Raw genomic sequence first — 21,694 nt, forward strand, 5'->3', positions numbered from 1 at the left:
CGCCCCGATGGGGCGGCCCATTCGTCATTTCTCCAGATCCACTTCTCGCTCGGCGGCGAAGTGACAAGCCGAGTCGTGCGCCGCGAGCTCCCGCAGCCACTCCCGCGCCATCAGCGCCGGCACCTCCTCCGCGCACTTCGGCTGCGCCTTCCAGCACCGGGTGCGGAACCGGCAGCCGCTCGGCGGGTTGGCCGGTGACGGGACGTCACCCACCAGCACGATCCGGTCCCGGTCGGCCCGGGCCGCCGGGTCGGGCACCGGCACGGCCGACAGCAGCGCCTGGGTGTACGGGTGGGTGGCGTGGTCGTAGATCTCCAGATCGGTGCCGATCTCCACGATCTTGCCGAGGTACATCACGCCGACCCGGTCGGAGATGTGCCGGACGATCGAGAGGTCGTGCGCAATGAACATGTACGACAGCTCGAAGTCGCTCTGCAGCTGCTCCAGCAGGTTGATCACCTGAGCCTGCACCGAGACGTCCAGCGCGGAGACCGGCTCGTCACAGATGATGATCTCCGGCTTGAGCGCCAGACCACGGGCGATGCCGATCCGCTGGCGCTGACCGCCGGAGAACTGGTGCGGGTACCGGTTGATGTACTCCGGGTTGAGGCCCACGACGTCCAGCAGGTCCTGCACGGCCTTGCGCCGGTCACCCTTCGGCGCCACCTCCGGGTGGATCTCGTACGGCTCGCCGATGATGTCGCCCACCGTCATCCGGGGGTTCAGCGAGGTGTACGGGTCCTGGAACACCATCTGGATGTTGCGCCGCACCGCCTTGAGGCCGGCCCCGCTCAGCCGGGAGATCTCCTCCCCCTTGTAGCGGACCGACCCACCCGTGGCGGGCTCCAGGTTCATCAGCACCTTGGCCAGGGTGGACTTGCCACAGCCCGACTCGCCGACGATGCCCAGCGTCTCACCCTGCATCAGGTCGAAGGAGACCCCGTCGACCGCCTTGACCGCGCCGACCTGCCGCCGGAACAGGATGCCCTTGGTGAGCGGGAAGTGCTTGACCAGGTCGCGCACCTCCAGGATCGGCTCGCCCTTCGGCACCTCCTGCTGGAAGGCCACTTCCTCGGGCACCGTGGTGCCGATCGCACTCGCGCCGTTAGGCGTCATCGAGGGTCTCCTTCCAGAAGAAGCAGGCACTCTGCCGCCCCGTCAGCTCCGCGCCGTCGGGCCCGGTGACCTGGAACAGCTTCGGCACCTCCTGACGGCAGATCTCCTGGGCCCGGGGGCAGCGCGGGTTGAACGCGCAGCCCGGCGGGATCCGCAGCAGGTTGGGCGGCAGGCCCTTGATCGCGTAGAGCTCCTGGCCCTTCTGGTCCAGGCGCGGGATCGAGTCCAGCAGCCCCCGGGTGTACGGGTGCGCCGGTTTGGCGTACAGCTCGTGCACCGGGGCGGTCTCGACGATCCGCCCCGCGTACATCACGGCGATCTTGTCGGCCACGTCGGCGACCACGCCGAGGTCGTGGGTGATCAGGATCAGACCCATGTGGTACTCGGCCTGCAGCTCCGCCAGCAGGTCCATCACCTGGGCCTGCACCGTCACGTCCAGCGCCGTGGTGGGCTCGTCCGCGATGATCAGGTCGGGCTCCAGGGCCAGCGCCATCGCGATCATGATCCGCTGGCGCATGCCGCCGGAGAACTGGTGCGGGTAGTCCCCCACCCGCTCCTTGGCGGCGGGGATCCGGACCCGGTCCATCAGCTCGATCGCCTTGGCCTTGGCGTCCTTGCGCGAAGTCCCGTGGTGGGCGCGGAACATCTCGCCGAGCTGGAAGCCGACGCTGAGCACCGGGTTGAGCGAGGACAGCGCGTCCTGGAAGATCATCGCGATCTTCTGACCGCGGATCTTCCGTCGGCTCTCCTTGTCCATGGTCAGCATGTCCTGACCGCGGTAGCGGATCTCGCCCTGCGGGATCCGGGCCGGCGGCATGTCCAGGATGCCCATGATGGCCTGCGCGGTGACGGACTTGCCGGAGCCCGACTCGCCCAGCACCGCCAGGGTCTCGCCCGCGCTGACGCTGTAGTTGACCCCGTTGACCGCCTTGACCAGGCCGTCCCGGGTCTTGAACTCCACGTGCAGGTCCCGGACGTCGAGCAACGGACCCTCGTAGGGCGCCTGTCGGGCGGGCTTGCCGGTGTCGACCGCTGTACTCATCAGAGCCCTCTCTCAGCGCAGCTTCGGGTCGAGGGCGTCACGCACGGCGTCGCCCATCATGATGAAGGCCAGCACGGTGACGGACAGCGCGGCGGCCGGGAAGAACAGCGCGAACGGGGCGGTGCGGATCACCTTCTGGGCCGAGGAGATGTCCACGCCCCAGGAGATGGTCGGGTCCTGCAGACCGATGCCCAGGAAGCTCAGCGTCGCCTCGGCGGTGATGTACCCGCCGAGCGCGATGGTGGCCACCACGATCACCGGGGCGATCGCGTTCGGCAGGATGTGCCGGAACATCAGCCGGTTGGTCCCCGCGCCGAGGGCGCGGCCCGCCACCACGTAGTCGGCCTGTTTGACCGTCAGCACCGCACCGCGCATCACGCGGGCGATCTGGGTCCAGCCCAGGAAGGCCAGCGCGACCACCACGCTCCAGACCGTGCGGGTGGTGAAGGCGTTCAGCAGCACCAGCGCGCCGAGCAGCAGCGGGATGCCGAAGAAGATGTCCACGATCCGGGAGATGATCGCGTCCACCCAGCCGCCGAAGTACCCGGCCAGCATGCCCGCCAGACCACCCGTCACGGTGACCGCCAAGGTCACGCAGACGCCGACGATGATCGAGGCGCGGGCGCCGTACAGCACCCGGGCGTAGATCGAGCGGCCCTGGCCGTCGTAGCCGAACCAGCCGGCGCCGAAGATGTCGGCCCAGTCCGGCTTGCGCAGGTAGTTGTGGACCAGGTCGGCCTGGCGCGGGTCGGCGTTGGTGAACAGGCCGGGGAAGGCCGCGATGATCACCAGCAGCACGATCAGCACCGCGGAGATCAGGAAGATCGGCCGCCGCCGGAGATCGCGCCAGGCGTCGCCCCAGAGGCTGCGGGCCTCCTCGCGCTTCGCCGGGTCCGGTTCCATCAAGGTGTCCTGCTCGACCAGCAGGCCCTGACTGCCCGCGTAGTCCAGGTGACTGCTGACGGCCGGCGGGAGCGGCTTCGGATCGTTCTCGTCGTGCACGTCAGGCATAGCGGATCCTCGGGTCCAGGACGGCGTAGAGCAGGTCCACCACCAGGCTGGCGACCAGGTAGACCAGCACCAGGACGGTGACCACGCCGACCACGGTCGGGCCCTCCTTCTGGTTGATCGCCCGGTAGAGGATGTTGCCGACGCCCGCGATGTTGAAGATGCCCTCGGTCACGATCGCGCCGCCCATCAGCGCGCCCAGGTCGGTCCCGAGGAAGGTGACCACCGGGATCAGCGAGTTGCGCAGCAGGTGCCGGCCGATGATGGTGCGCCGGGGCAGGCCCTTGGCCGTGGCGGTGCGGATGTAGTCGGCCCGCAGGTTCTCGCCGATCGAGGTCCGGGTCAGCCGGGCCACGTACGCGAGCGAGAGCGAGGCCAGCACCAGTCCCGGCAGGATCAGTTGGGTGATGTCCTTGGAGTCCTGCACGGTCGCGGTCACCCAGCCGAGGTCGATCGCGAAGATGGTCTGGGCGATGTAGCCGAGCACGAAGACCGGGATCGAGATCACCACCAGGGTGAGCACCAGGACCAGGGTGTCGGCGAACGAGCCGCGCTTGAGACCGGAGAGCAGACCCAGCGTCAGACCGATCACGATCTCGAAGAAGAAGGCGACCAGGGCCAGCCGGATGGTCACCGGGAAGGCGTCGGCCATGATCTCGGAGACCGGGCGGCCGGTGAAGCTGGTGCCGAAGTCCAGGGTCAGGACGTTGCCCATGTAGTGCAGGTACTGCTTCCAGAGCGGCTGGTCCAGGTAGAACTTGTGCCGCAGGTTGGCCACCGTGGCCGGGTCGGCCGCCTTGTCGCCGAACATGGCGGCGATCGGGTCTCCCGGCAGGGTGTAGACCATCAGGAAGATCAGCAGGGTGGCGCCGAAGAACACCGGGATCATCTGCAGCACTCGCCGTAGGACGTAGCTGCCCATCGTTTGCCTCCTTCCGCAAAGGGGCTAGTGCCTGGGCCCCGCCTTCCTGACTCGGAGGGCGGGGCCGGCGGGGTGGCTGTCAGCCCTTGACCTCGACATCGGTCCAGGCCGGGTTGCCGAAGGAGTCGAACTTCACGTTCTGCACCTTGGTGGAGTAGCCGGAGTTGGTCCGGTAGTACCAGAGCGGGATCGCCGGGAAGTCCTGGGCGAGCACCGCCTCCGCCGACTGGTAGCCGGTGACCGAGGCCTGGACCGAGTCGGCCTGGTCGGCGGTGTTGGCCAGCTGGTCGAACTGCGGGCTGCTGTAGCCGAAGTCGTTCGAGGCCGCGCCGGTCCGGTAGACGTCGGCGAGGAAGTTGGCGTTCAGCGGGTAGTCCTGCTGCCAGCCGGTCCGGAACGCGCCGTTGATGGTGTGTCCGGTGATCGCCGCACGGGCGGTCTTGAAGTCGGTCTTCGGGTCGCCCACGCAGTCGACGCCGGTGGCCTGGCGGATGGAGTTGCAGACCGCGTCCACCCACTCCTTGTGGCCGCCGTCGGCGTTGTACGTGATGGTCAGCTTGTTGTTCGGGACGCCGCCGCCGTCGGTGATCAGCTGCTTGGCCTTGGTGGCGTCGAACTTGCAGGAGTCGCCGCAGGCGTCGGCCTTGTAGCCCTCGACGCCCTCGGCCACCCACGCGCTGGCCGGCTTGCGGGAGCCCTGCAGCACCGTCTTGGTGATGGTGTCGCGGTCGATCGCCATCGACAGGCCCTGCCGGACCTTGGCCTTGTTCGCCCCGGCCCAGTCGGCCTGGTAGAGCGTGAAGCCGATGTTCTGGATCGAGCCCTGCGGGGCGTCGATCGCCCGGTCGCCGAGGTCGTTCTTGTAGTTGGCCAGCGCCGAGGGCGGCACCTGGTCCATCACGTCCAGGTTGTTGGACTGCAGGTCCGCGTAGGCGGCCTCGGCGGTGGTGTACATCTTGAACACCACGCCGCCGTTCTTCGGCTTGTCCACGCCCTGGTAGTTGGCGAAGGCCTTGGTGACGATCTGTGAGTTGTGCTCCCAGCTGACGAACTGGTACGGCCCGTTGCCGACCGGCTTCTGGCCGTACCCGGTCGGGTCGGCGAAGAAGCCGTCCGGCAGCGGGGAGAAGGCGACGTAGCCGAGCTTGTACGGGAAGTACGACACACGGTTGGTGAGCTTGATGGTGAAGTGGGTGTCGTCCACCACGGTCAGGCCCGACATGGTGGTCTTGGTCGCGGCCCCGCTCTTCGGGTGCACGTCGCTGTAACCCTGGATGTCGGCGAACCAGGAGCTGTTGATCTGGTTGTTCGCGGTGGTCGCCCCCCAGTTCCAGGCGTCCACGAAGTTCTTCGCCTTGACCGGGGTGCCGTCGTGGAAGGTCCAGCCCGACTTCAGCGTCACGTTGAAGGTCTGCGAGTCGGTGGTGTCGATCTTGTCGGCCATCTGCATCCGCAGCTTGCCGTTGCTCGGGTCGTAGTCGGCCAGGCCCTTGAACAGGTTCTGCGAGATCCGACCACCACCGACCTCGTTCGCGTTCGCCGGCTGGAGCGGGTTCTGCGGCTCGCTGCTCTGGTAACTGAAGGACTTGCCGGCGTCGGACGAACCGCCGCCGCTCCCACTGCTTCCACATCCGGTGGCCACCAGGGCCACGGACGTCGCACCGATAACGGCCCAGCGGGTTCTGGTGGCTGCGGGCATGGAGGGCTCCTCCTCATAAGGTCTGTGACGCATCACACCCCATTCGAAGCGCACCGGCCCGACGGCGCGACCGTGGTACCGCCGGATGGGTGGAGGCCACAACGCCGACGGCCCCACCGCCGAAGCTGTGGGGCCGTCAGACTGAGTGAGCGTCAGACCGTGCTGAGCACTCGCTCCGCGGCGAAGTGGCAGGCCGACTCGTGCGCCGCCGGGCCGTCCAGCGACGGCACGGCGAGCAGCGGCAGCTCGGTGGAGCAGCGCTCCTCCGCCTTCCAGCACCGGGTGCGGAAGCGGCAGCCGCTCGGCGGGTTGGCCGGCGAGGGGATGTCGCCCACCAGGACGATCCGGTCCCGGTTCGCCCGCGCGGTCGGGTCGGGCACCGGCACGGCCGACAGCAGCGCCTGGGTGTACGGGTGGGTGGCGTGCTCGTAGATCTCTTCGTCGGTGCCGATCTCGACCATCTTGCCGAGGTACATCACGCCGACCCGGTCGGAGATGTGCCGGACGATCGAGAGGTCGTGCGCGATGAACATGTACGACAGCTCGAAGTCGGTCTGCAGCTGCTCCAGCAGGTTGATCACCTGGGCCTGCACCGAGACGTCCAGCGCGGAGACCGGCTCGTCACAGATGATGATCTCGGGCTTGAGCGCGAGGCCACGGGCGATGCCGATCCGCTGGCGCTGACCGCCGGAGAACTGGTGCGGGTACCGGTTGATGTACTCCGGGTTCAGCCCCACCACGTCCAGCAGATCCTGAACGGCCTTCCGCCGGTCGCCCTTCGGCGCCACCTCCGGATGGATCTCGTACGGCTCGCCGATGATGTCGCCCACCGTCATCCGGGGGTTCAGCGAGGTGTACGGGTCCTGGAACACCATCTGGATGTTGCGGCGGACGGCCTTCAGCGCGGCGCCCGAGAGCTTGGAGATGTCCTCGCCCTTGTAGAGCACCTGGCCAGCGGTGGCCCGCTCCAGGTTCATCAGCACCTTGGCCAGGGTGGACTTGCCACAGCCCGACTCGCCGACGATGCCCAGCGTCTCACCGCGCATCAGCTCGAAGGAGATGCCGTCGACCGCCTTGACCGCGCCGACCTGCTTCTTGAAGAGGACGCCCTGGCTCAGCGGGTAGTGCTTGACCAGGTCCTTGACCTCCAGGATGGGCTCAGCCATGGAGGGTCTCCTTCCAGAGGTGGCAGGCGCTCTTGCGGCCGGCGAGCTCGGCGCCGTCCCGGTCGAGCACCTGGTGCAGCGCGGGGATCTCGGTGCGGCACAGGTCGGTGGCCCGGTCGCAGCGCGGGTTGAAGGCGCAACCGGCGGGCACCTTCAGCAGGTTGGGCGGCAGGCCCTGGATCGCGTAGAGCTCCTGGCCCTTCTGGTCCAGCCGCGGGATCGAGCGGAGCAGGCCCTCGGTGTACGGATGCGCCGGGTTGGCGTACAGCTCGTGCACCGGGGCGGTCTCGACGATCCGGCCGGCGTACATGACGGCGATCTTGTCCGCGACGTCGGCGACCACGCCGAGGTCGTGGGTGATCAGGATCAGACCCATGTGGTACTCGGCCTGAAGCTCCGCCAGCAGGTCCATCACCTGGGCCTGCACCGTCACGTCCAGGGCGGTGGTGGGCTCGTCCGCGATGATCAGGTCGGGCTCCAGGGCCAGCGCCATCGCGATCATGATCCGCTGGCGCATGCCGCCGGAGAACTGGTGCGGGTAGTCACCGACCCGCTGCTTGGCGGCGGGGATCCGGACCCGGTCCATCAGCTCGATGGCCTTGGCCTTGGCCTCCTTGCGGGAGGCGCCCTCGTGCACCCGGAACATCTCGCCGAGCTGGTAACCCACGCTGAGCACCGGGTTGAGCGAGGACAGCGCGTCCTGGAAGATCATCGCGATCTTCCGGCCGCGCAGCTGCCGGCGCTCCTCGTTGCTCATCTTGAGCATGTCCTGGCCGCGGAACAGGATCTCCCCGGAGGTGATCCGGCCGGGCGGCATGTCCAGGATGCCCATGATGGTCTGCGCGGTGACGGACTTACCGGAACCGGACTCACCCAGCACCGCGAGGGTCTCGCCCGCGCTGACGCTGTAGTTGACGCCGTTGACGGCCTTGGCGATGCCGTCCTTGGTCTTGAACTCGACGTGCAGGTCCCGCACTTCGAGCAGCGGGGTGCCGGGGACGAGGCGGTCGGTCGCCTGGGCCTTCTCGATCACAGTGGTCATGGTGCCTACCGCCTCTCAGCGCAGCTTCGGGTCGAGGGCGTCACGCACGGCGTCGCCCATCATGATGAAGGCCAGCACCGTGAGGCTGAGCATCCCGGCCGGGAAGAACAGCGCGAACGGGGCGGTACGGATCACCTTCTGGGCCGAGTTGATGTCGATGCCCCAGGAGATGGTCGGGTCCTGCAGACCGATACCCAGGAAGCTCAGCGTCGCCTCGGTAGCGATGTAGCCGCCCAGCGCGATGGTGGCCACCACGATCACCGGGGCGATCGCGTTCGGCAGGATGTGCTTGAGCATGATCCGACCGGTACCGGCGCCGAGCGCCTTCGCGGCGGTGACGTAGTCGGCCTGCTTGACCGTGATCACCGAACCGCGCATCACGCGGGCCATCTGGGTCCAGCCGAGCGCGGTGAGCGCGAAGACCACGGACCAGACGGTGCGCTCGGTGAAAGCGTTCAGCACCACCAGGCAGCCGAGCAGCAGCGGGATGCCGAAGAAGATGTCGGTCACCCGGGACAGCAGGGTGTCCAGCCAGCCGCCGAAGTAGCCGGCCAGCATGCCGATGAAGCCACCGGTCAGGGTCACCGCGGCGGTGACGCAGATGCCGACGATGATCGAGGCGCGGGCGCCGTGCACCACGCGGGCGTAGATCGAGCGGCCCTGGCCGTCGTAGCCGAACCAGTCCGCCTGGAAGAGGTGGCTGTAGTTCGGGTGGCTCAGGTAGTGGTTGCGCAGGTCGCCGGCGCGCGGGTCCACCGAGGTGAACAGGCCGGGAGCCACGGTCATCACGATCAGCACCAGGATCAGCGCGGCCGAGATCAGGAAGATCGGGCGGCGGCGCAGGTCGTCCCAGGCGTCCGAGCCGAGGCTGCGGGCCTTCTCCGGCTTCGGCGCGGGGGCCGAACTGCCGCTCTGGGCCGGGATCTTGGCGGCGGTCTTCTTCTCGATCAGGTCAGGCATACCGAATCCTCGGGTCCAGGACCGCGTAGAGCAGGTCGACGATCAGGCTGGCGACGAGGTAGACGATGACCAGGACGACCACGAAGCCGACGACCGTCGCGCCTTCCTTCTGGTTGATCGCGCGGAACAGCGCGTTCCCGACACCCTTCACGTTGAAGATGCCCTCGGTCACGATCGCGCCGCCCATCAGGGCGCCGAGGTCGGTGCCGAGGAAGGTGACGACCGGGATCATCGAGTTGCGCAGCAGGTGGGTGCCGATGATCTTCCGACGCGGCAGGCCCTTGGCCGTCGCGGTGCGGATGTAGTCGGCGCGGATGTTCTCCACGATCGAGGTGCGGCTCAGCCGGGCCACGTACGCCAGCGAGAGCGAGCCCAGCACCACGGCGGGAAGCAGCAGTTGACCCAGGTTCATCGAGTCCTGGACGGTCGGCGTGACCCACTTGAGCTGGTCCGCGAAGAGCGTCTGGAACAGGTAGCCGAGCACCGGCACCGGGATCGAGATCAGGATCAGGGTGAAGACCAGGGTGCTCTTGTCGGCGAACCTGCCGCGCTTGAGCCCGGCCAGCAGGCCGATGCCGACGCCGAAGACGATCTCGATGGCGAAGGCCATCAGGGCCAGCCGGATGGTGACCGGCAGCGCCTCGGAGATCACGTCGATCACCTGACGGCCCGCCATGGTCTCACCGAAGTTGCCGGTGAACAGGTTGCCCATGTAGTCGAAGTACTGCTGGTACCACGGCAGGTCGAGCCCCAGCTTGTGCTTGAAGGCGGCGAGCTGAGCCGGGTCCGGCGCCTTGTCGCCCCACATCGCGGCGACCGGGTCTCCGGGGAGTACGCGGACCATGAAGAAGATCAGCGCGGTGGTCCCGAGGAAGACCGGGATCATTTGGAGCAGTCGCCTCGCGACAAAGCGCCCCATCGTGCCTCCAATTGATGCTCTCCGACGGGCTGTTGTCCCGTTTCGGAGGTTCTCGCCGTGACAACGGCCGGTGCCGGACCGCCTGGTGAGGCGGGGTGGGCACCGGCCGTGTCGCTTCAAGCCGCGCGGTGCAGGCCTGGTTACTTCTGCTTGACCTCGACCTGGGTGAAGACCGGGTCCCCGAAGGAGTCGTACTTCACGCTCTGGACGTTCTTCGAGTAGCCCGCGGTGGTCTTGTAGTACCAGAGCGGGATGGCCGGCATGTCCTTGGCCAGCTCGGCCTCGGCCTTCTGGTACAGCTCCGCGGTCTTCTCGACCGAGGTCGCCTTGTCCGCCTCGCCGGCGTACTTGTCGAACGCGGCGCTGGAGTAGCCGGCGTCGTTGGCCGCCGCACCGGTGCCGTAGACGTCCCGCAGGAAGTTGGCGTTCAGCGGGTAGTCCTGCACCCAGCCGGTCCGCATCATGCTCTGGACCTGCTTCTTCTTGATGACGTCACGCGCCGTCTTGAAGTCGGGCTTCGCGTCGCCGACGCACTCCACGCCGGTGGCCTGGCGGATGGAGTTGCAGACCGCGTCCACCCACTCCTTGTGGCCGCCGTCGGCGTTGTACGTGATGGTGATCTTGTTGCCCGGGACGCCGCCGCCCTCGGTCACCAGCTGCTTGGCCTTCGCCGGGTCGTACTTGCAGTACTCGCCGCAGGTGCCGGCCTTGTAGCCGTTGACGCCGGGGGCGACCCAGCTGTCGGCGGCCTGGCGCGAGCCGTTCAGCACGGTCTTGGTGATGGTGTCACGGTCGATCGCCATGGAGAGGCCCTGACGGACCTTCGCCTTGTCGACGCCCTTCCAGCCGTCCTGGTACATCGCGAACGAGATGTTCTGGATGGCACCCTGGGCCTGGTCGACCGCGCGGTCGCCGAGGTCGTTCTTGTACGAGGCCAGGTTGCTCGGGTCGACCTGGTCGAGCACGTCCAGGTTGTCGGAGACCAGGTCCTTGTACGCGGCGTCGGCCTGCGCGTAGTTCTTGAAGACGATGCCGCCGTTCTTCGGCTTGTCGACTCCGGCGTACTTGTCGAACGAGGCGACGGTGACGGCCTGGTTGTGCTCCCACGAGACGAACTTGTAGGGGCCGTTGCCGACCGGCTTCTGGCCGTAGGCCGCCGGGTCGGTGAAGAACGCCTTCGGCAGCGGCGAGAAGGCCGTGTAGCCGAGCTTGTACTGGAAGTACGAGACCGGGCCGGTCAGCGCGATGGTGAAGTGGGTGTCGTCGACGACCTTCAGGCCGGACATCTTGTCCGTGGTCGGGTCACCCTTCTCCGGGTGGATCGCGTCGTAGCCGGCGATGTCGGAGAACCAGTCGGAGTTGATCTGGTTGTTCTTGGTGTTGGCGGCCCAGTTCCACGCGTCCACGAAGGAAGCGGCGGTCACCGGGGTGCCGTCGTGGAAGGTCCAGCCGGACTTCAGGGTGACGGTGTAGTTCTGCGCGTCGGTCGTCTCGATCTTGTCGGCGACCTGGTTGCGCAGCTGGCCGTTGCTGGGGTCGTAGTCGACCAGACCCTTGAACAGGGTCTTGATGATGCGACCGCCACCGACCTCCATGGCGTTGGCGGGCTGCAGCGGGTTCTGCGGCTCGGTGCTCTGGTAGCTGAACGTCCCGGCCGCGTTGGCCGCTCCGCCCTCGCTGGACGACGAACCACTACCGCAAGCAGTGGCCGCAAGGGCGACCGCGACAGCTGCGACGACCCACTTGGCCTGGCTGGCACCGCGCATGGGTGTGCCTCCTGAATTCCTGTGTTGCAAACGTGGAGCGCACCGCGGGGGGCTGACCGGCGTCGTCGCCGTTGGTCAGACGGTGCTTTCCTCGCTCAGGTTCGGCGCGCACCCCTGCGCAAACCTTTTGACCCGAGCTCGACTGCACCCACTATCCGTCACGCTCGGATACGAACTAGGCCATTACTGATCTCAATTTGGTCACATGAACGGACACTGAGTTTCGAAAATCGGACATACCAGACATACCCAGACAGGTACTAAACGGACAGTTGTCATGAATGACAGCTCGTCACGTCCGATTAACGAACACTGGCCGGTCGGATGTGCTACGCGCGTTGACTGCGCAGCGTCACGAAAGAGCCCGGCCGGGCACCCCCAAGAGGGGTGCCCGGCCGGGCCGGTGGTACGACGTCAGTTCTTTTTGGCGCGCGAGGCCGTACGGCCACGCTCCTTGGCGTCCAGGACGACCTTGCGGATGCGCACGGTCTCCGGGGTCACCTCGATGCACTCGTCCTCGCGGCAGAACTCGAGGCTCTGCTCCAGCGAGAGCTTGCGCGGCGGCACCAGGTTCTCGGTGGTGTCGGAGGAAGCGGCACGCATGTTGGTGAGCTTCTTCTCCTTGGTGATGTTGATGTCCATGTCGTCCTGGCGCGAGTTCTCGCCGACGATCATGCCCTCGTACACCTCGGTGGTGGGCTCGACGAAGAGCGTGCCACGCTCCTGGATGCCCATCATCGCGAACGGCGTCACGACGCCCGCGCGGTCGGCCACCAGCGAACCGTTGTTGCGCATCCGGAGCTCGCCGAACCACGGCTCGTGGCCCTCGAAGATGGAGTGCGCGATACCCGTGCCACGGGTGTCGGTCAGGAACTGGGTACGGAAGCCGATCAGGCCACGCGACGGGACGATGAACTCCATGCGCACCCAGCCGGAGCCGTGGTTCGTCATGGTCTCCATCCGGCCCTTGCGGGTCGCCATCAGCTGGGTGATGGCACCGAGGTACTCCTCGGGGCTGTCGATGGTCATCCGCTCGACCGGCTCGTGGGTCTTGCCGTTGATGACCTTGGTGACCACCTGCGGCTTGCCGACGGTGAGCTCGAACAGCTCCCGGCGCATGGTCTCGACCAGGATGGCGAGCGCCAGCTCACCACGGCCCTGGACCTCCCAGGCGTCCGGACGCTCGGTCGGGAGCACGCGGAGCGAGACGTTACCGATCAGCTCACGGTCCAGGCGGTCCTTCACCATGCGGGCGGTGACCTTGTGGCCCTTGCCGCCCTTGCCGACCAGCGGCGAGGTGTTGGTGCCGATGACCATCGAGATGGCCGGCTCGTCGACCGTGATCAGCGGCAGCGCGATCGGGTTCTCCGGGTCGGCCAGGGTCTCGCCGATCATGATGTCCGGGATACCCGCGACGGCGCAGATGTCGCCGGGGCCGGCCACCTCGGCCGGCTTGCGGGTGAGCGCCTCGGTCATCAGCAGCTCGGTGATCTTGACGTTCTGGATCGTGCCGTCGCGCTTGATCCACGCGACCTGCTGACCCTTGCGCAGCTCGCCCTGCTCGACGCGGCAGAGCGCGATACGGCCGAGGAAGTTGTCGGCGTCCAGGTTGGTGACGTGGGCCTGGAGCGGCGCGGCGTCGTCGTAGACCGGGGCCGGGACGTGCTCCAGGATGGTGGAGAAGAACGGCTCCAGCGAGTCGCTGTCGGCCGGGACCGTGCCGTTCTCGGGCTTGGTCATCGAGGCCACGCCGTCACGCGCACAGGCGTAGACGATCGGGAACTCGATCTGGTCCTCGGTCGCGTCCAGGTCCAGGAACAGGTCGTAGGTCTCGTTGATGACCTCGTCGATCCGGGAGTCCGGGCGGTCCGTCTTGTTGATGCAGAGGATGACCGGAAGCTTGGCGGTCAGCGCCTTGCGGAGCACGAAGCGGGTCTGCGGCAGCGGACCCTCGGAGGCGTCCACCAGCAGCACGACGGCGTCGACCATGGACAGGCCGCGCTCGACCTCGCCACCGAAGTCGGCGTGGCCGGGGGTGTCGATGATGTTGATGGTGATCGGCGCGCCACCCTCCTTGGGGTGGTACTTCACCGCCGTGTTCTTCGCGAGAATGGTGATGCCCTTCTCGCGCTCCAGGTCGTTGGAGTCCATCATCCGGTCGTCGAGGTGCTGGTGGGCGGCGAAGGCACCGGCCTGCTTCAGCATGGCGTCGACCAGGGTCGTCTTGCCGTGGTCGACGTGGGCGACGATGGCAACGTTACGAATGTCACTGCGCGTGGGCATGCTGAGCGAAACTCCCGGATCGTGGGTTACGGCGCCCGGCTGCGTTCAGCGTTGATCAGCGTCTTCGCCGCGGCCGACCTGCGATCACTGTTGATCGCTGCCGCCCGTTCCGCCTGCTACTACCGGTCCACCCGCCGGGCACGACATGCCACGGCTTCCTCCTATGGTACGTGGAACCACCCAGGGCCACCGAAACGGGCAGGCCGGACGGGTACCGCCGCAGGTCCGGAGCGTCAGCCGCGGCGGAGTCCGAGGTCCTGGAAGCGCGGCGAGGCGAAGCCGAAGGCGCCCGCGTTCGCCACCTCGTCACGGACCGCGACCAGGTCCGGACGCTGGTAGAGCGGGACGGAGTGGGCCAGCTGCCAGATCCGGGCGTCGGCCTTCTGCAGCACGGCCTGCCGGGCCCCCGGATCGAGTTCGGCCGCCGCCTCGGCGAGCAGGTGGTCGATCTCCTCGCTGCCGGTCCTGGCGTAGTTGCGGCCGACCACCGGCAGCCCGTCCGGGCCTGGCTGGGGCTTGCTGTACCGGGCGGTCGCGCCGGTCGCGTCCGCCGTGGCCGGCCAGGAGAACAGGGCCAGGTCGTACTCACCGGTGGCCAGGTGGTCGCGCAGGAAGCTCTCCGCCGGGACGGCCTGCGGGCGCACCGCGATGCCCGCCCCGGCCAGGTCCGCGGTGAGCGCGTCCGCCACCCGGCGGGCGGAGGCGGAGCCGTCCGGGATCAGCAGGCCGAGCGTCAGCTCCTTGCCGTCCTTGCTGCGGGCCGCGCCGCCGGTGTGCCAGCCGGCCCGGTCGAGCAGCTCGGCGGCGGAGGCGGTGCCGAGGGCGGTGCCGTTGTCCTGGTAGCCCTCCTGACCCGCCATCAGCAGGTGGTGCCCGAGCGGTACGGCGGCCAGTCCGAACGGGGTGACGGCGGCCTCGGCGACCCGCTGCCGGTCGACCGCGCGGGCCACCGCCCGGCGGACGTCGGGGTCGGCCAGCGGGCCCCGGGTGCCGTTCAGGGTGAGCTGGGCGAAGGACGGGGCGGCGGCCCGGTGCAGCTTCAGGCCCGGCAGCGCCTCGGCCCGGCGCAGCGCCTGGGCGGACGCCTCGGCGAGGGCGGCCGCGTCCGGCGGGGCGGCGCTGGTCTTGGCGTTGGCCGGGGCCGCGTGGTCGACGGTGTCGGTGAGCGCGGCGATGTCCAGCTTTCCCTGGTCCAGGGCGTCCAGCCGCCCGGCGGCCGGGGTGGCCAGGAAGTCGATGGCCTCCGCCTTGGCCGGGTCGCCCCACCACTGCGGGTTGCGGACCACGGTCGCCCGGCCGCCCGCCCGGTCGTACGTCTTCACGGTGAACGGGCCGGCTGACGGGGCGTTGGTCAGCGGCTGGTTGAACGCGGCCGGGGTCGCGGTGGCGGCGGCCGGGTAGAGCGGGCTGAACAGCGTCCGCCAGCCGGCGTACGGCTGCTTGAAGGCGACCTTGACCTCGCGGGCGTCCGCGCCCTGGGTGACGGCGGCGATCGCGGCGTAGCCCGCCGGGTGCTCGCTGCGGTAGGCCGGGTCGGCGCCGTCGCCCAGGGCGTGCCACTGGGCGGTGAAGTCGGCGGCGGTGATCGGGGTGCCGTCGGTCCAGACCGCCTTCGGGTTGAGGCGGTAGGTGACGGTCTGCGGGCTCTGCCCGGCCGGGGTGGACTCGGCGGCGGTCAGGTAGTCCGGGTCGGTGGTGGGGCGGGCGTGGTCGTCCAGCCGGAACAGGTGCGGCAGCAGGGCCCCGGTGAGCAGCTCGGTGTCGGCGGTGGCCTCCGGCTGGAACACGTTGAGCGTCGCCGGGACCGCCTCCACCGCCCACCGCAACGTCCCGCCGTCCCGGACCTGGTCACGGTCGACGGCGGTGAGGTCGGACGCCGCCGGCTGGGCCGAGCGGTCCTCGGAACAGCCGGCCAGCGACATGGTCAGAACGGCAACGGCGAGGAGCTGACGGGCACGCATCTCCCGAGTGAAACGGTCACCACGGGCCTGGCCGGCCTGACACGGCGTCAGCGTGCTCAGAAACACCCGGTTGCACTACCCAGGGGCTCGTGCGGGTCACTGCGAAAGTTCCTGACCATCTACGCAGGTTGAACGCTCCCGAGGTCGGCGCCGCCGTTCCCCGGGCCCCTGGTGGCTGATGCCCGGAGGGCCACTAGAGGGCCAGTTCGAACCAGACGATCTTGCCGTTGGGGGTACGGCGGCTGCCCCAGCGTTCGGCGAGGAGGCTGACGAGTTGGAGGCCGCGGCCGCCTTCGTCGGTCTCCTGGGCGCGGCGTTGGCGGGGCTGGGCGTAGCCGTCGTCCCAGACTTCGCAGACCACCGTGCGGTCCCGGAGCAGCCGTAGGCGGATGTCGCCGCGGCCGTGCCGGAGGGCGTTCGTGACCAGTTCGCTGACCAGGAGTTCGGTGGTGTCGACCAGTTCGTCCAGGCCGCGGCCCCGCAGCCAGGAGCAGGCGCGTTCGCGGGCCTTGCCGACCGAGGTGGGTTCGGAGGGGAGCCGCCAGTCGCCGACGGCGTCCTCGGGGAGGGGCTGGACCTTGGCCATCAGGAGGGCGATGTCGTCCTCGCCGTGATGCGGGATCAGCTCGTGCAGGACCTCGTCGCAGAGGCTCTCCAGCTCGCGGGAGCCGCCGGTGAGGGCGGTCCGGAAGGCGCGCAGGCCCTCGTCCAGCTGGTGCTTGCGGGACTCCACCAGGCCGTCGGTGTAGAGGCCGAGCACGGCGCCGTCCGGCAGCGTGACGGTGACCTCCTCGAAGGGCTCGCCGCCGACGCCGAGCGGGAGGCCGGGCGGGACCTCGAGCATCCGGGCGGGCTCGCCGGGGCTGAGCAGGACGGGTGGCAGGTGGCCCGCGTTGGCGAAGATGCAGCGCTGCTTGACGGCGTCGTAGACGGCGTAGACGCAGGTGGCGAGGTAGACCTCGGCCTCCTCGCCGGGGGCGGTGGTGTCGCCGCCGAGGCCGCGGGCGATCTCGTCGAGGGCGGTGAGCACCTCGGCCGGGTCGAGTTCGAGCAGGGCCAGGGTGCGGACGGCGGTGCGGAGTTGGCCCATCGCGACGGCGGCGCGCAGGCCGCGGCCCATCACGTCGCCGATCACCAGGGCGGTCCGGCTGCCGGGCAGCGGGATGACGTCGAACCAGTCGCCGCCGACCTCGGTGTTGTTGTTGCTGGGCAGGTAGCGGCGGGCGATCTCCAGGCCGGTGGCGGCCGGGTTGCCCGGGGGGAGCAGGCTGCGCTGGAGGATCAGCGCGCGCTCGTGCTCGCGGCGGTAGAGCCGGGCGTTGTCGACGCAGACGGCGGCGCGGGCGACCAGCTCCTCGGCGATCGCCACGTCCCGGGCGTCGAAGGGTTCGCTGCCGATCGCGCGGGAGAGCTGGACCAGGCCGAGCACCTGGTCGCGGGCGACCAGCGGGACCACCAGGGTGGAGCGCAGCAGCGGGTCGGGGCCCGGCTGCGGGACCACGCTGCGGCCGGTGCGCAGCGCGCGGGCGTGCGGGGAGCGGCGGGGGTAACAGAGCGAGCCGCCGGCCTCGGCGACCGGGACGGCGCCCTCGGCCCCGAGCACGCTGGAGGCGCCGCCGACCACGCTGGAGACGGCCACCCGGCGCAGCTCGCCGCAGCCGTCGGCGGTGCCGGTCTGGCCGGAGACCGGGCCGGACTCGCCGGACAGCAGGGCGGTGTAGAGGTCGACGCTGGCCAGGTCGCAGAACTGCGGGACGATCACGTCGAGCAGTTCCTTGGCGGTGGTCTCCAGGTCGAGGGTGGAGCCGATGTGGGTGCTGGCCTCGTTCAGCAGCGCCAGGCTGCGCCGGACCCCGGCCGCCTCGCGCTCGGCGACATGACGGCTCGTCACGTCCAGCACCTGGCCGGCCACGCCCATCGGGCGGCCGTTGGCGCTGTTCAGCCGGTACAGCGAGATCGCCCAGCGGCGGCCGCCGTCCCGGGCCGGCACCGTGGAGGTGCGCGGGACCGCGCCGGTGAAGCGCAGGTCGAGCACCGGGCCGCCGCCCGCCAGCACCTTGCGCAGCGCGACCATCAGCCGGTCCGCCTCGCCGGGCAGGAACAGGTCGTACGGGTTGAGCCCGGGCAGTTCGTGGGTAGGCAGGCCGACGGCGGAGGCGAAAGCCTGGTTCACCCGCTGCAGGCGCAGCTCGGGGTCGAACAGGAAGAAGCCGGTCGGGGTCTGCCCGAAGACCGCCTCGGAGGCGGCCAGGTCGGTCTCGATCCGGCGCAGCCGGCCGAGGTCGACGGCCAGGCAGGTGGCGCCCGGGGTGCCGCTGTCTGGCATCACGTACAGCTCGGCCAGGCCCTCGGCGCCAGTGGCGTCCCGGTACGGGGCGGTGCCGACCCACTCCTCGCCCGCGAGGATGCTCTCGAGCCGGGCCCGGCCGCGCTGCCAGAGCTCGCGCGGCACGAAGGTGGTCACCGGGTCGGTGCCGACCGCCTCCTCGGCGGCGACGCCGAAGAACTCGGCCGCGCGGGCGCTCCACTGGGTGATCCGGCCGTCCGGGCCGATCGCGAAGGTGGCGACCCGGATGTAGTCGTAGATCGTGCCGGACTTGTCGTAGTCACCCCAGTCGGCGACCGCGGCCGCCCGGAGCTTCGGACCGCTCGGCTGCCCGGGCACGGCGACATGGCCGCTGTCGCTCGACGCTTTCCACGCCGGGATGCTGTTCAACGGTCCGATCCCCTCCAACCCGCGCCCATCCGGATGTCGAGAACACCGAGTATTCATCATCGGAGGGCAGGCGCACACGCCCCCAACATCACAACATCGACTCAGGACTCCACTTCCCTGCTCCTCCTTACCCGGGGGAGCCTGTTCGAACCACCGGCGGGCCGCAAGATCGCTGGTCGGGCGGCCGGGCCCCCGGGTCTCCACAAGTCTTCACAAGTTACCGACGGGTCTGACAAGATCGTGCGCCGCGCCTTGTTCCGGCCAGGACAACCACCGTCGTCCGGCCCGGTGGGCGCCTCGATCTCGTCCAGGGGGACTCTGTCATGCGCTCATCCCGCGTCGCCGGTCTGGCTGCGCTCGTCCTGTCCGTCACCGGCGGCCTGCCACTGGCCCTGCCGGCCTCGGCCGCGGCAGGCACGCTGTACGTCGACAACAACGTCAACTGCTCCGACACCGGCGGCGGTTCGCAGGCCCTGCCGTACTGCACGGTCGGCGCCGCCGCGAAGGCGGCCCAGCCCGGGCAGACCGTCCGGATCGGCAAGGGCCGGTACGAGGAGCCGCTGGTGCCGGCCCGTTCCGGTACGCCGGGGTCGCCGATCACCTTCACGGGAGCGGGCGGCTCGGCCACCGAACTCGACAACGGCGGCCCGGCGGTCAGCCTGGTCGGGCTGCACGATGTGGTGGTCAGCGGGCTCAAACTGACCGGCCATCAGGAGGTCGTGGCCATCCGGGACTCCAGCCGGATCGGGCTGGACGGGCTGACCGTGAACGGCGTCGGGACGGCCGGCCGGGCCGGGGTGTGGATCGGGCCCGGCAGCGCCGAGGTGACGCTGAGCCGCACCCGGATCACCAGCGACAGCGGTGCCGGCGTACAGGTCGAGGGCGGCGCGACCGGTGTCGTGCTGACCACCAACCTGGTCTCCGCCGTGAACGCCCGGGGCATCGCGGTCACCGACTCCCCCGGCGCCGTGGTGAACGGCAACTCGGTGTACGGCAGTTGCGGCCCCGGCGTGGAGCTGGCCGGGGCGTCCGGCGGCGCGGTGGTGAAGAACAACGCGCTGACCCTGGCCACTCCGGGCGACGACCCGTGCAAGGACGTCGCACCGGTCGACCTGGCCGTCTCGGCGGCCTCGGTGCCCGGCACCGTGGCCGACTACAACTACCTCGCCACCGGCACCAGCAGGCCCTACCGCTGGGCCGGCACGGAGTACCGCGACGTGGCCGCCTTCCGGGCCGCCACCGGCCAGGGCGGGCACGACCTGAGCGGGCCGCGCGGCCTGCCGACCAACCCGGTCGAGTACTCGCCGCTGATCGACTCGGCGGACCCCACCGCCCCCGGCACGCTGGCCACCGACCTGAACGGCCGGGCCAGGACCGACGACCCGCTGGTCGCCAACTCCGGCACCGGAAATGGCTTCCACGACCGGGGCGCGGTCGAGCGCCAGGACCCGTTCACCTTCGACGTGGACGTCCAGCGCAGCTTCACCGGCGACTCGAACACCGACATCACCATCAGCGACTGGAGCAGCTCGCCCTGGACTCCGGGCGCCGCCGTCGACTCCTCGGTGGACTTCGGCGACGGCAGCGCCCGGGTCTCCCCGATACCCGCCCAACTGACCCACACCTACCCGCGCTTCGGCAGCTACACCGTCACCGCCACCGCCACCAACGCGCTCGGCGTCGCCCGTACGGTCGTCAAGCAGGTCACCGTCGCCGAGCCGGTGCTCAAGCCCTCACTGACCGTCAGCCGGCAGGACGACCTGCCGCTGGACACCGACCCGCTCCGGGTGAAGGCCATCGCCGGGGCGGAGACCAGCCGGCCGGTGACCGGGTACAGCTACGACTTCGGCGACGGCACCCCGGCCGGGGCCGACGCCTCGCACCGCTACGCCAAGCCCGGCAGCTACACCGTCACGGTCACCGCCACGGACACCAAGGGCCGGACCGCCAAGGCCAGTTCGCCGATCACGGTGGGCGGCAGCTACCAGCAGCTGTACCGGCCGTCACGGCTGCTGGACAGCCGGACGGGCGGGCAGCCGGTCCGCTCCGGGCAGATCCTCAGCATCGACGTCACCAGCAACGTCGCCGCCCCCGAGGACGGCCAGGTGACCGCCGTGCTGCTGAACCTGACCGCCACCGACGCGAGCGGCAACGGCTTCGTCACCGCCTACCCCGGCGGCAGCGCGCGCCCCACCGTCTCCAGCCTCAACTACGCCACCGGGCAGACCGTGGCCAACTCGGTGGTGGTCCCGGTCGGCCCGGACGGCACCGTGCAGATCTACAACGGCGGCCCGGCGGTCGCCCTGCTGGCCGACATCACCGGCTACTGGACGGTCCGGCCCAACGGCCCCGCCAACAACCTGACCTCGGCCCAGCAGACCCGGGTGCTGGACTCCCGGACCGGCGTCGGCGTCCCCAAGAACCGCATCGGCGGCGCCCTGGCGCCGGTCACCTTCCAGGTCCGGGACACGGCCGGGCTGCCGCCCGAGGCCAACGCGGTGGTGCTCAACGTGACCGCCACCGAGTCGGCGGGCCCCGGCTACCTGACCGCCAACACGGCGAGCGACCCGGCCACCTCCAGCCTCAACTACGCGGCCGGGCAGACCGTCGCCAACCAGGTGACCCTCCCGATCGCCCCCGACGGCACGGTCACGCTGTACAACGTGGGCTCCAGCCTGCACCTGGTCGCCGACGTCCAGGGCTTCTACTCCACCGCCCACGGCGCACCGTACGTCGCCACCGCGCCGACCCGGCTGCTGGACACCCGCGAGGGCGGCCGCACCATCAGCCCGGCGGGCAGCGTCCGGGTCAAGGTCGCCGGCGTGGCCGGGGCCCCGGCCGGGGTGCGCAGCGTGCTGGTCAACCTGACCGTCACCGGGCCGACCACGGGGGGCTACCTGACCGCGTACGCGGGCGGCACCCCGCGGCCGAACACCTCGGCGGTGAACTTCACCCCGGGGGCGACCGTCCCCAACCTGGTCCTGGTCCCGGTCTCCGCCGACGGGTACATCGAGGTCTACAGCAGCGCCGCCCGCGCCGACGTGGTGGTCGACCTGCAGGGGTACACCGCCTGACGCACCGTCCGGAGGGCGAT

At 69.7% G+C, this 21,694-nt stretch carries 14 protein-coding genes; 1 reads left to right on the forward strand and 13 read right to left on the reverse strand.

Annotated elements, in window-relative coordinates:
* Positions 1 to 24: 24 nt before the first annotated feature.
* From F4556_RS13395 to F4556_RS13455, 13 genes are all read right to left on the reverse strand, one after another.
* Positions 25 to 1,116, reverse strand: coding sequence for an ABC transporter ATP-binding protein (locus F4556_RS13395; protein WP_184914691.1), 1,092 nt, complete (start codon positions 1,114 to 1,116; stop codon positions 25 to 27).
* Complete coding sequence (locus tag F4556_RS13400) at positions 1,106 to 2,158, reverse strand: ABC transporter ATP-binding protein (RefSeq protein ID WP_184914694.1); 1,053 nt, start codon at positions 2,156 to 2,158, stop codon at positions 1,106 to 1,108. Before F4556_RS13400 ends, F4556_RS13395 begins: the two co-directional genes overlap by 11 nt.
* A 12-nt stretch (positions 2,159 to 2,170) precedes the next feature.
* Complete coding sequence (locus F4556_RS13405; protein ID WP_184914697.1) at positions 2,171 to 3,169, reverse strand: ABC transporter permease; 999 nt, start codon at positions 3,167 to 3,169, stop codon at positions 2,171 to 2,173.
* The gene (locus F4556_RS13410) at positions 3,162 to 4,088 is read right to left on the reverse strand and encodes an ABC transporter permease (RefSeq protein WP_184914701.1); all 927 of its coding nucleotides are present in this window, start codon (positions 4,086 to 4,088) and stop codon (positions 3,162 to 3,164) included. Before F4556_RS13410 ends, F4556_RS13405 begins: the two co-directional genes overlap by 8 nt.
* A 79-nt stretch (positions 4,089 to 4,167) precedes the next feature.
* Positions 4,168 to 5,787, reverse strand: a complete 1,620-nt coding sequence (locus tag F4556_RS13415) for a peptide ABC transporter substrate-binding protein (protein WP_184914704.1) — start codon at positions 5,785 to 5,787, stop codon at positions 4,168 to 4,170.
* Positions 5,788 to 5,939: 152 nt separating this feature from the next.
* Complete coding sequence (locus F4556_RS13420) at positions 5,940 to 6,953, reverse strand: ABC transporter ATP-binding protein (RefSeq protein WP_184914707.1); 1,014 nt, start codon at positions 6,951 to 6,953, stop codon at positions 5,940 to 5,942.
* Positions 6,946 to 7,995, reverse strand: coding sequence for an ABC transporter ATP-binding protein (locus tag F4556_RS13425; protein WP_184914710.1), 1,050 nt, complete (start codon positions 7,993 to 7,995; stop codon positions 6,946 to 6,948). The genes F4556_RS13420 and F4556_RS13425 overlap by 8 nt, the downstream gene beginning before the upstream one ends.
* A gap of 15 nt (positions 7,996 to 8,010) precedes the next feature.
* On the reverse strand, positions 8,011 to 8,955 hold the full coding sequence (locus tag F4556_RS13430; RefSeq protein WP_184914715.1) for an ABC transporter permease: 945 nt from the start codon (positions 8,953 to 8,955) through the stop codon (positions 8,011 to 8,013).
* Complete coding sequence (locus tag F4556_RS13435; RefSeq protein WP_184914717.1) at positions 8,948 to 9,874, reverse strand: ABC transporter permease; 927 nt, start codon at positions 9,872 to 9,874, stop codon at positions 8,948 to 8,950. The genes F4556_RS13430 and F4556_RS13435 overlap by 8 nt, the downstream gene beginning before the upstream one ends.
* 140 nt (positions 9,875 to 10,014) lie before the next feature.
* Positions 10,015 to 11,640 (reverse strand): peptide ABC transporter substrate-binding protein, encoded by a 1,626-nt coding sequence (locus F4556_RS13440; RefSeq protein WP_184914721.1) that lies wholly within the window; start codon positions 11,638 to 11,640, stop codon positions 10,015 to 10,017.
* Between the two features lie 414 nt (positions 11,641 to 12,054).
* Positions 12,055 to 13,923, reverse strand: a complete 1,869-nt coding sequence (gene typA, locus F4556_RS13445) for a translational GTPase TypA (protein WP_184914724.1) — start codon at positions 13,921 to 13,923, stop codon at positions 12,055 to 12,057.
* Positions 13,924 to 14,156: 233 nt separating this feature from the next.
* Positions 14,157 to 15,884 (reverse strand): ABC transporter family substrate-binding protein, encoded by a 1,728-nt coding sequence (locus F4556_RS13450; RefSeq protein ID WP_184914726.1) that lies wholly within the window; start codon positions 15,882 to 15,884, stop codon positions 14,157 to 14,159.
* Between the two features lie 193 nt (positions 15,885 to 16,077).
* Entirely contained in the window at positions 16,078 to 18,657 is a 2,580-nt protein-coding gene (locus tag F4556_RS13455; protein ID WP_184914729.1) for a SpoIIE family protein phosphatase, read from the reverse strand.
* 266 nt (positions 18,658 to 18,923) lie between these two features.
* Here F4556_RS13455 and F4556_RS13460 point away from each other — a divergent pair, with 266 nt between their 5' ends.
* Positions 18,924 to 21,674, forward strand: coding sequence for a PKD domain-containing protein (locus F4556_RS13460; RefSeq protein WP_184914732.1), 2,751 nt, complete (start codon positions 18,924 to 18,926; stop codon positions 21,672 to 21,674).
* Positions 21,675 to 21,694 lie beyond the last annotated feature (20 nt).

This window comes from Kitasatospora gansuensis, from assembly GCF_014203705.1.
GTDB lineage: Bacteria > Actinomycetota > Actinomycetes > Streptomycetales > Streptomycetaceae > Kitasatospora > Kitasatospora gansuensis.

Bases quoted from the DNA above. Each gene is read 5' to 3' on its own strand.
- F4556_RS13395 (WP_184914691.1), bottom strand. From the start codon at position 1,116: ATGACGCCTAACGGCGCGAGTGCGATCGGCACCACGGTGCCCGAGGAA.
- F4556_RS13400 (WP_184914694.1), bottom strand. From the start codon at position 2,158: ATGAGTACAGCGGTCGACACCGGCAAGCCCGCCCGACAGGCGCCCTAC.
- F4556_RS13405 (WP_184914697.1), bottom strand. From the start codon at position 3,169: ATGCCTGACGTGCACGACGAGAACGATCCGAAGCCGCTCCCGCCGGCC.
- F4556_RS13410 (WP_184914701.1), bottom strand. From the start codon at position 4,088: ATGGGCAGCTACGTCCTACGGCGAGTGCTGCAGATGATCCCGGTGTTC.
- F4556_RS13415 (WP_184914704.1), bottom strand. From the start codon at position 5,787: ATGCCCGCAGCCACCAGAACCCGCTGGGCCGTTATCGGTGCGACGTCC.
- F4556_RS13420 (WP_184914707.1), bottom strand. From the start codon at position 6,953: ATGGCTGAGCCCATCCTGGAGGTCAAGGACCTGGTCAAGCACTACCCG.
- F4556_RS13425 (WP_184914710.1), bottom strand. From the start codon at position 7,995: ATGACCACTGTGATCGAGAAGGCCCAGGCGACCGACCGCCTCGTCCCC.
- F4556_RS13430 (WP_184914715.1), bottom strand. From the start codon at position 8,955: ATGCCTGACCTGATCGAGAAGAAGACCGCCGCCAAGATCCCGGCCCAG.
- F4556_RS13435 (WP_184914717.1), bottom strand. From the start codon at position 9,874: ATGGGGCGCTTTGTCGCGAGGCGACTGCTCCAAATGATCCCGGTCTTC.
- F4556_RS13440 (WP_184914721.1), bottom strand. From the start codon at position 11,640: ATGCGCGGTGCCAGCCAGGCCAAGTGGGTCGTCGCAGCTGTCGCGGTC.
- typA (WP_184914724.1), bottom strand. From the start codon at position 13,923: ATGCCCACGCGCAGTGACATTCGTAACGTTGCCATCGTCGCCCACGTC.
- F4556_RS13450 (WP_184914726.1), bottom strand. From the start codon at position 15,884: ATGCGTGCCCGTCAGCTCCTCGCCGTTGCCGTTCTGACCATGTCGCTG.
- F4556_RS13455 (WP_184914729.1), bottom strand. From the start codon at position 18,657: ATGAATACTCGGTGTTCTCGACATCCGGATGGGCGCGGGTTGGAGGGG.
- F4556_RS13460 (WP_184914732.1), top strand. From the start codon at position 18,924: ATGCGCTCATCCCGCGTCGCCGGTCTGGCTGCGCTCGTCCTGTCCGTC.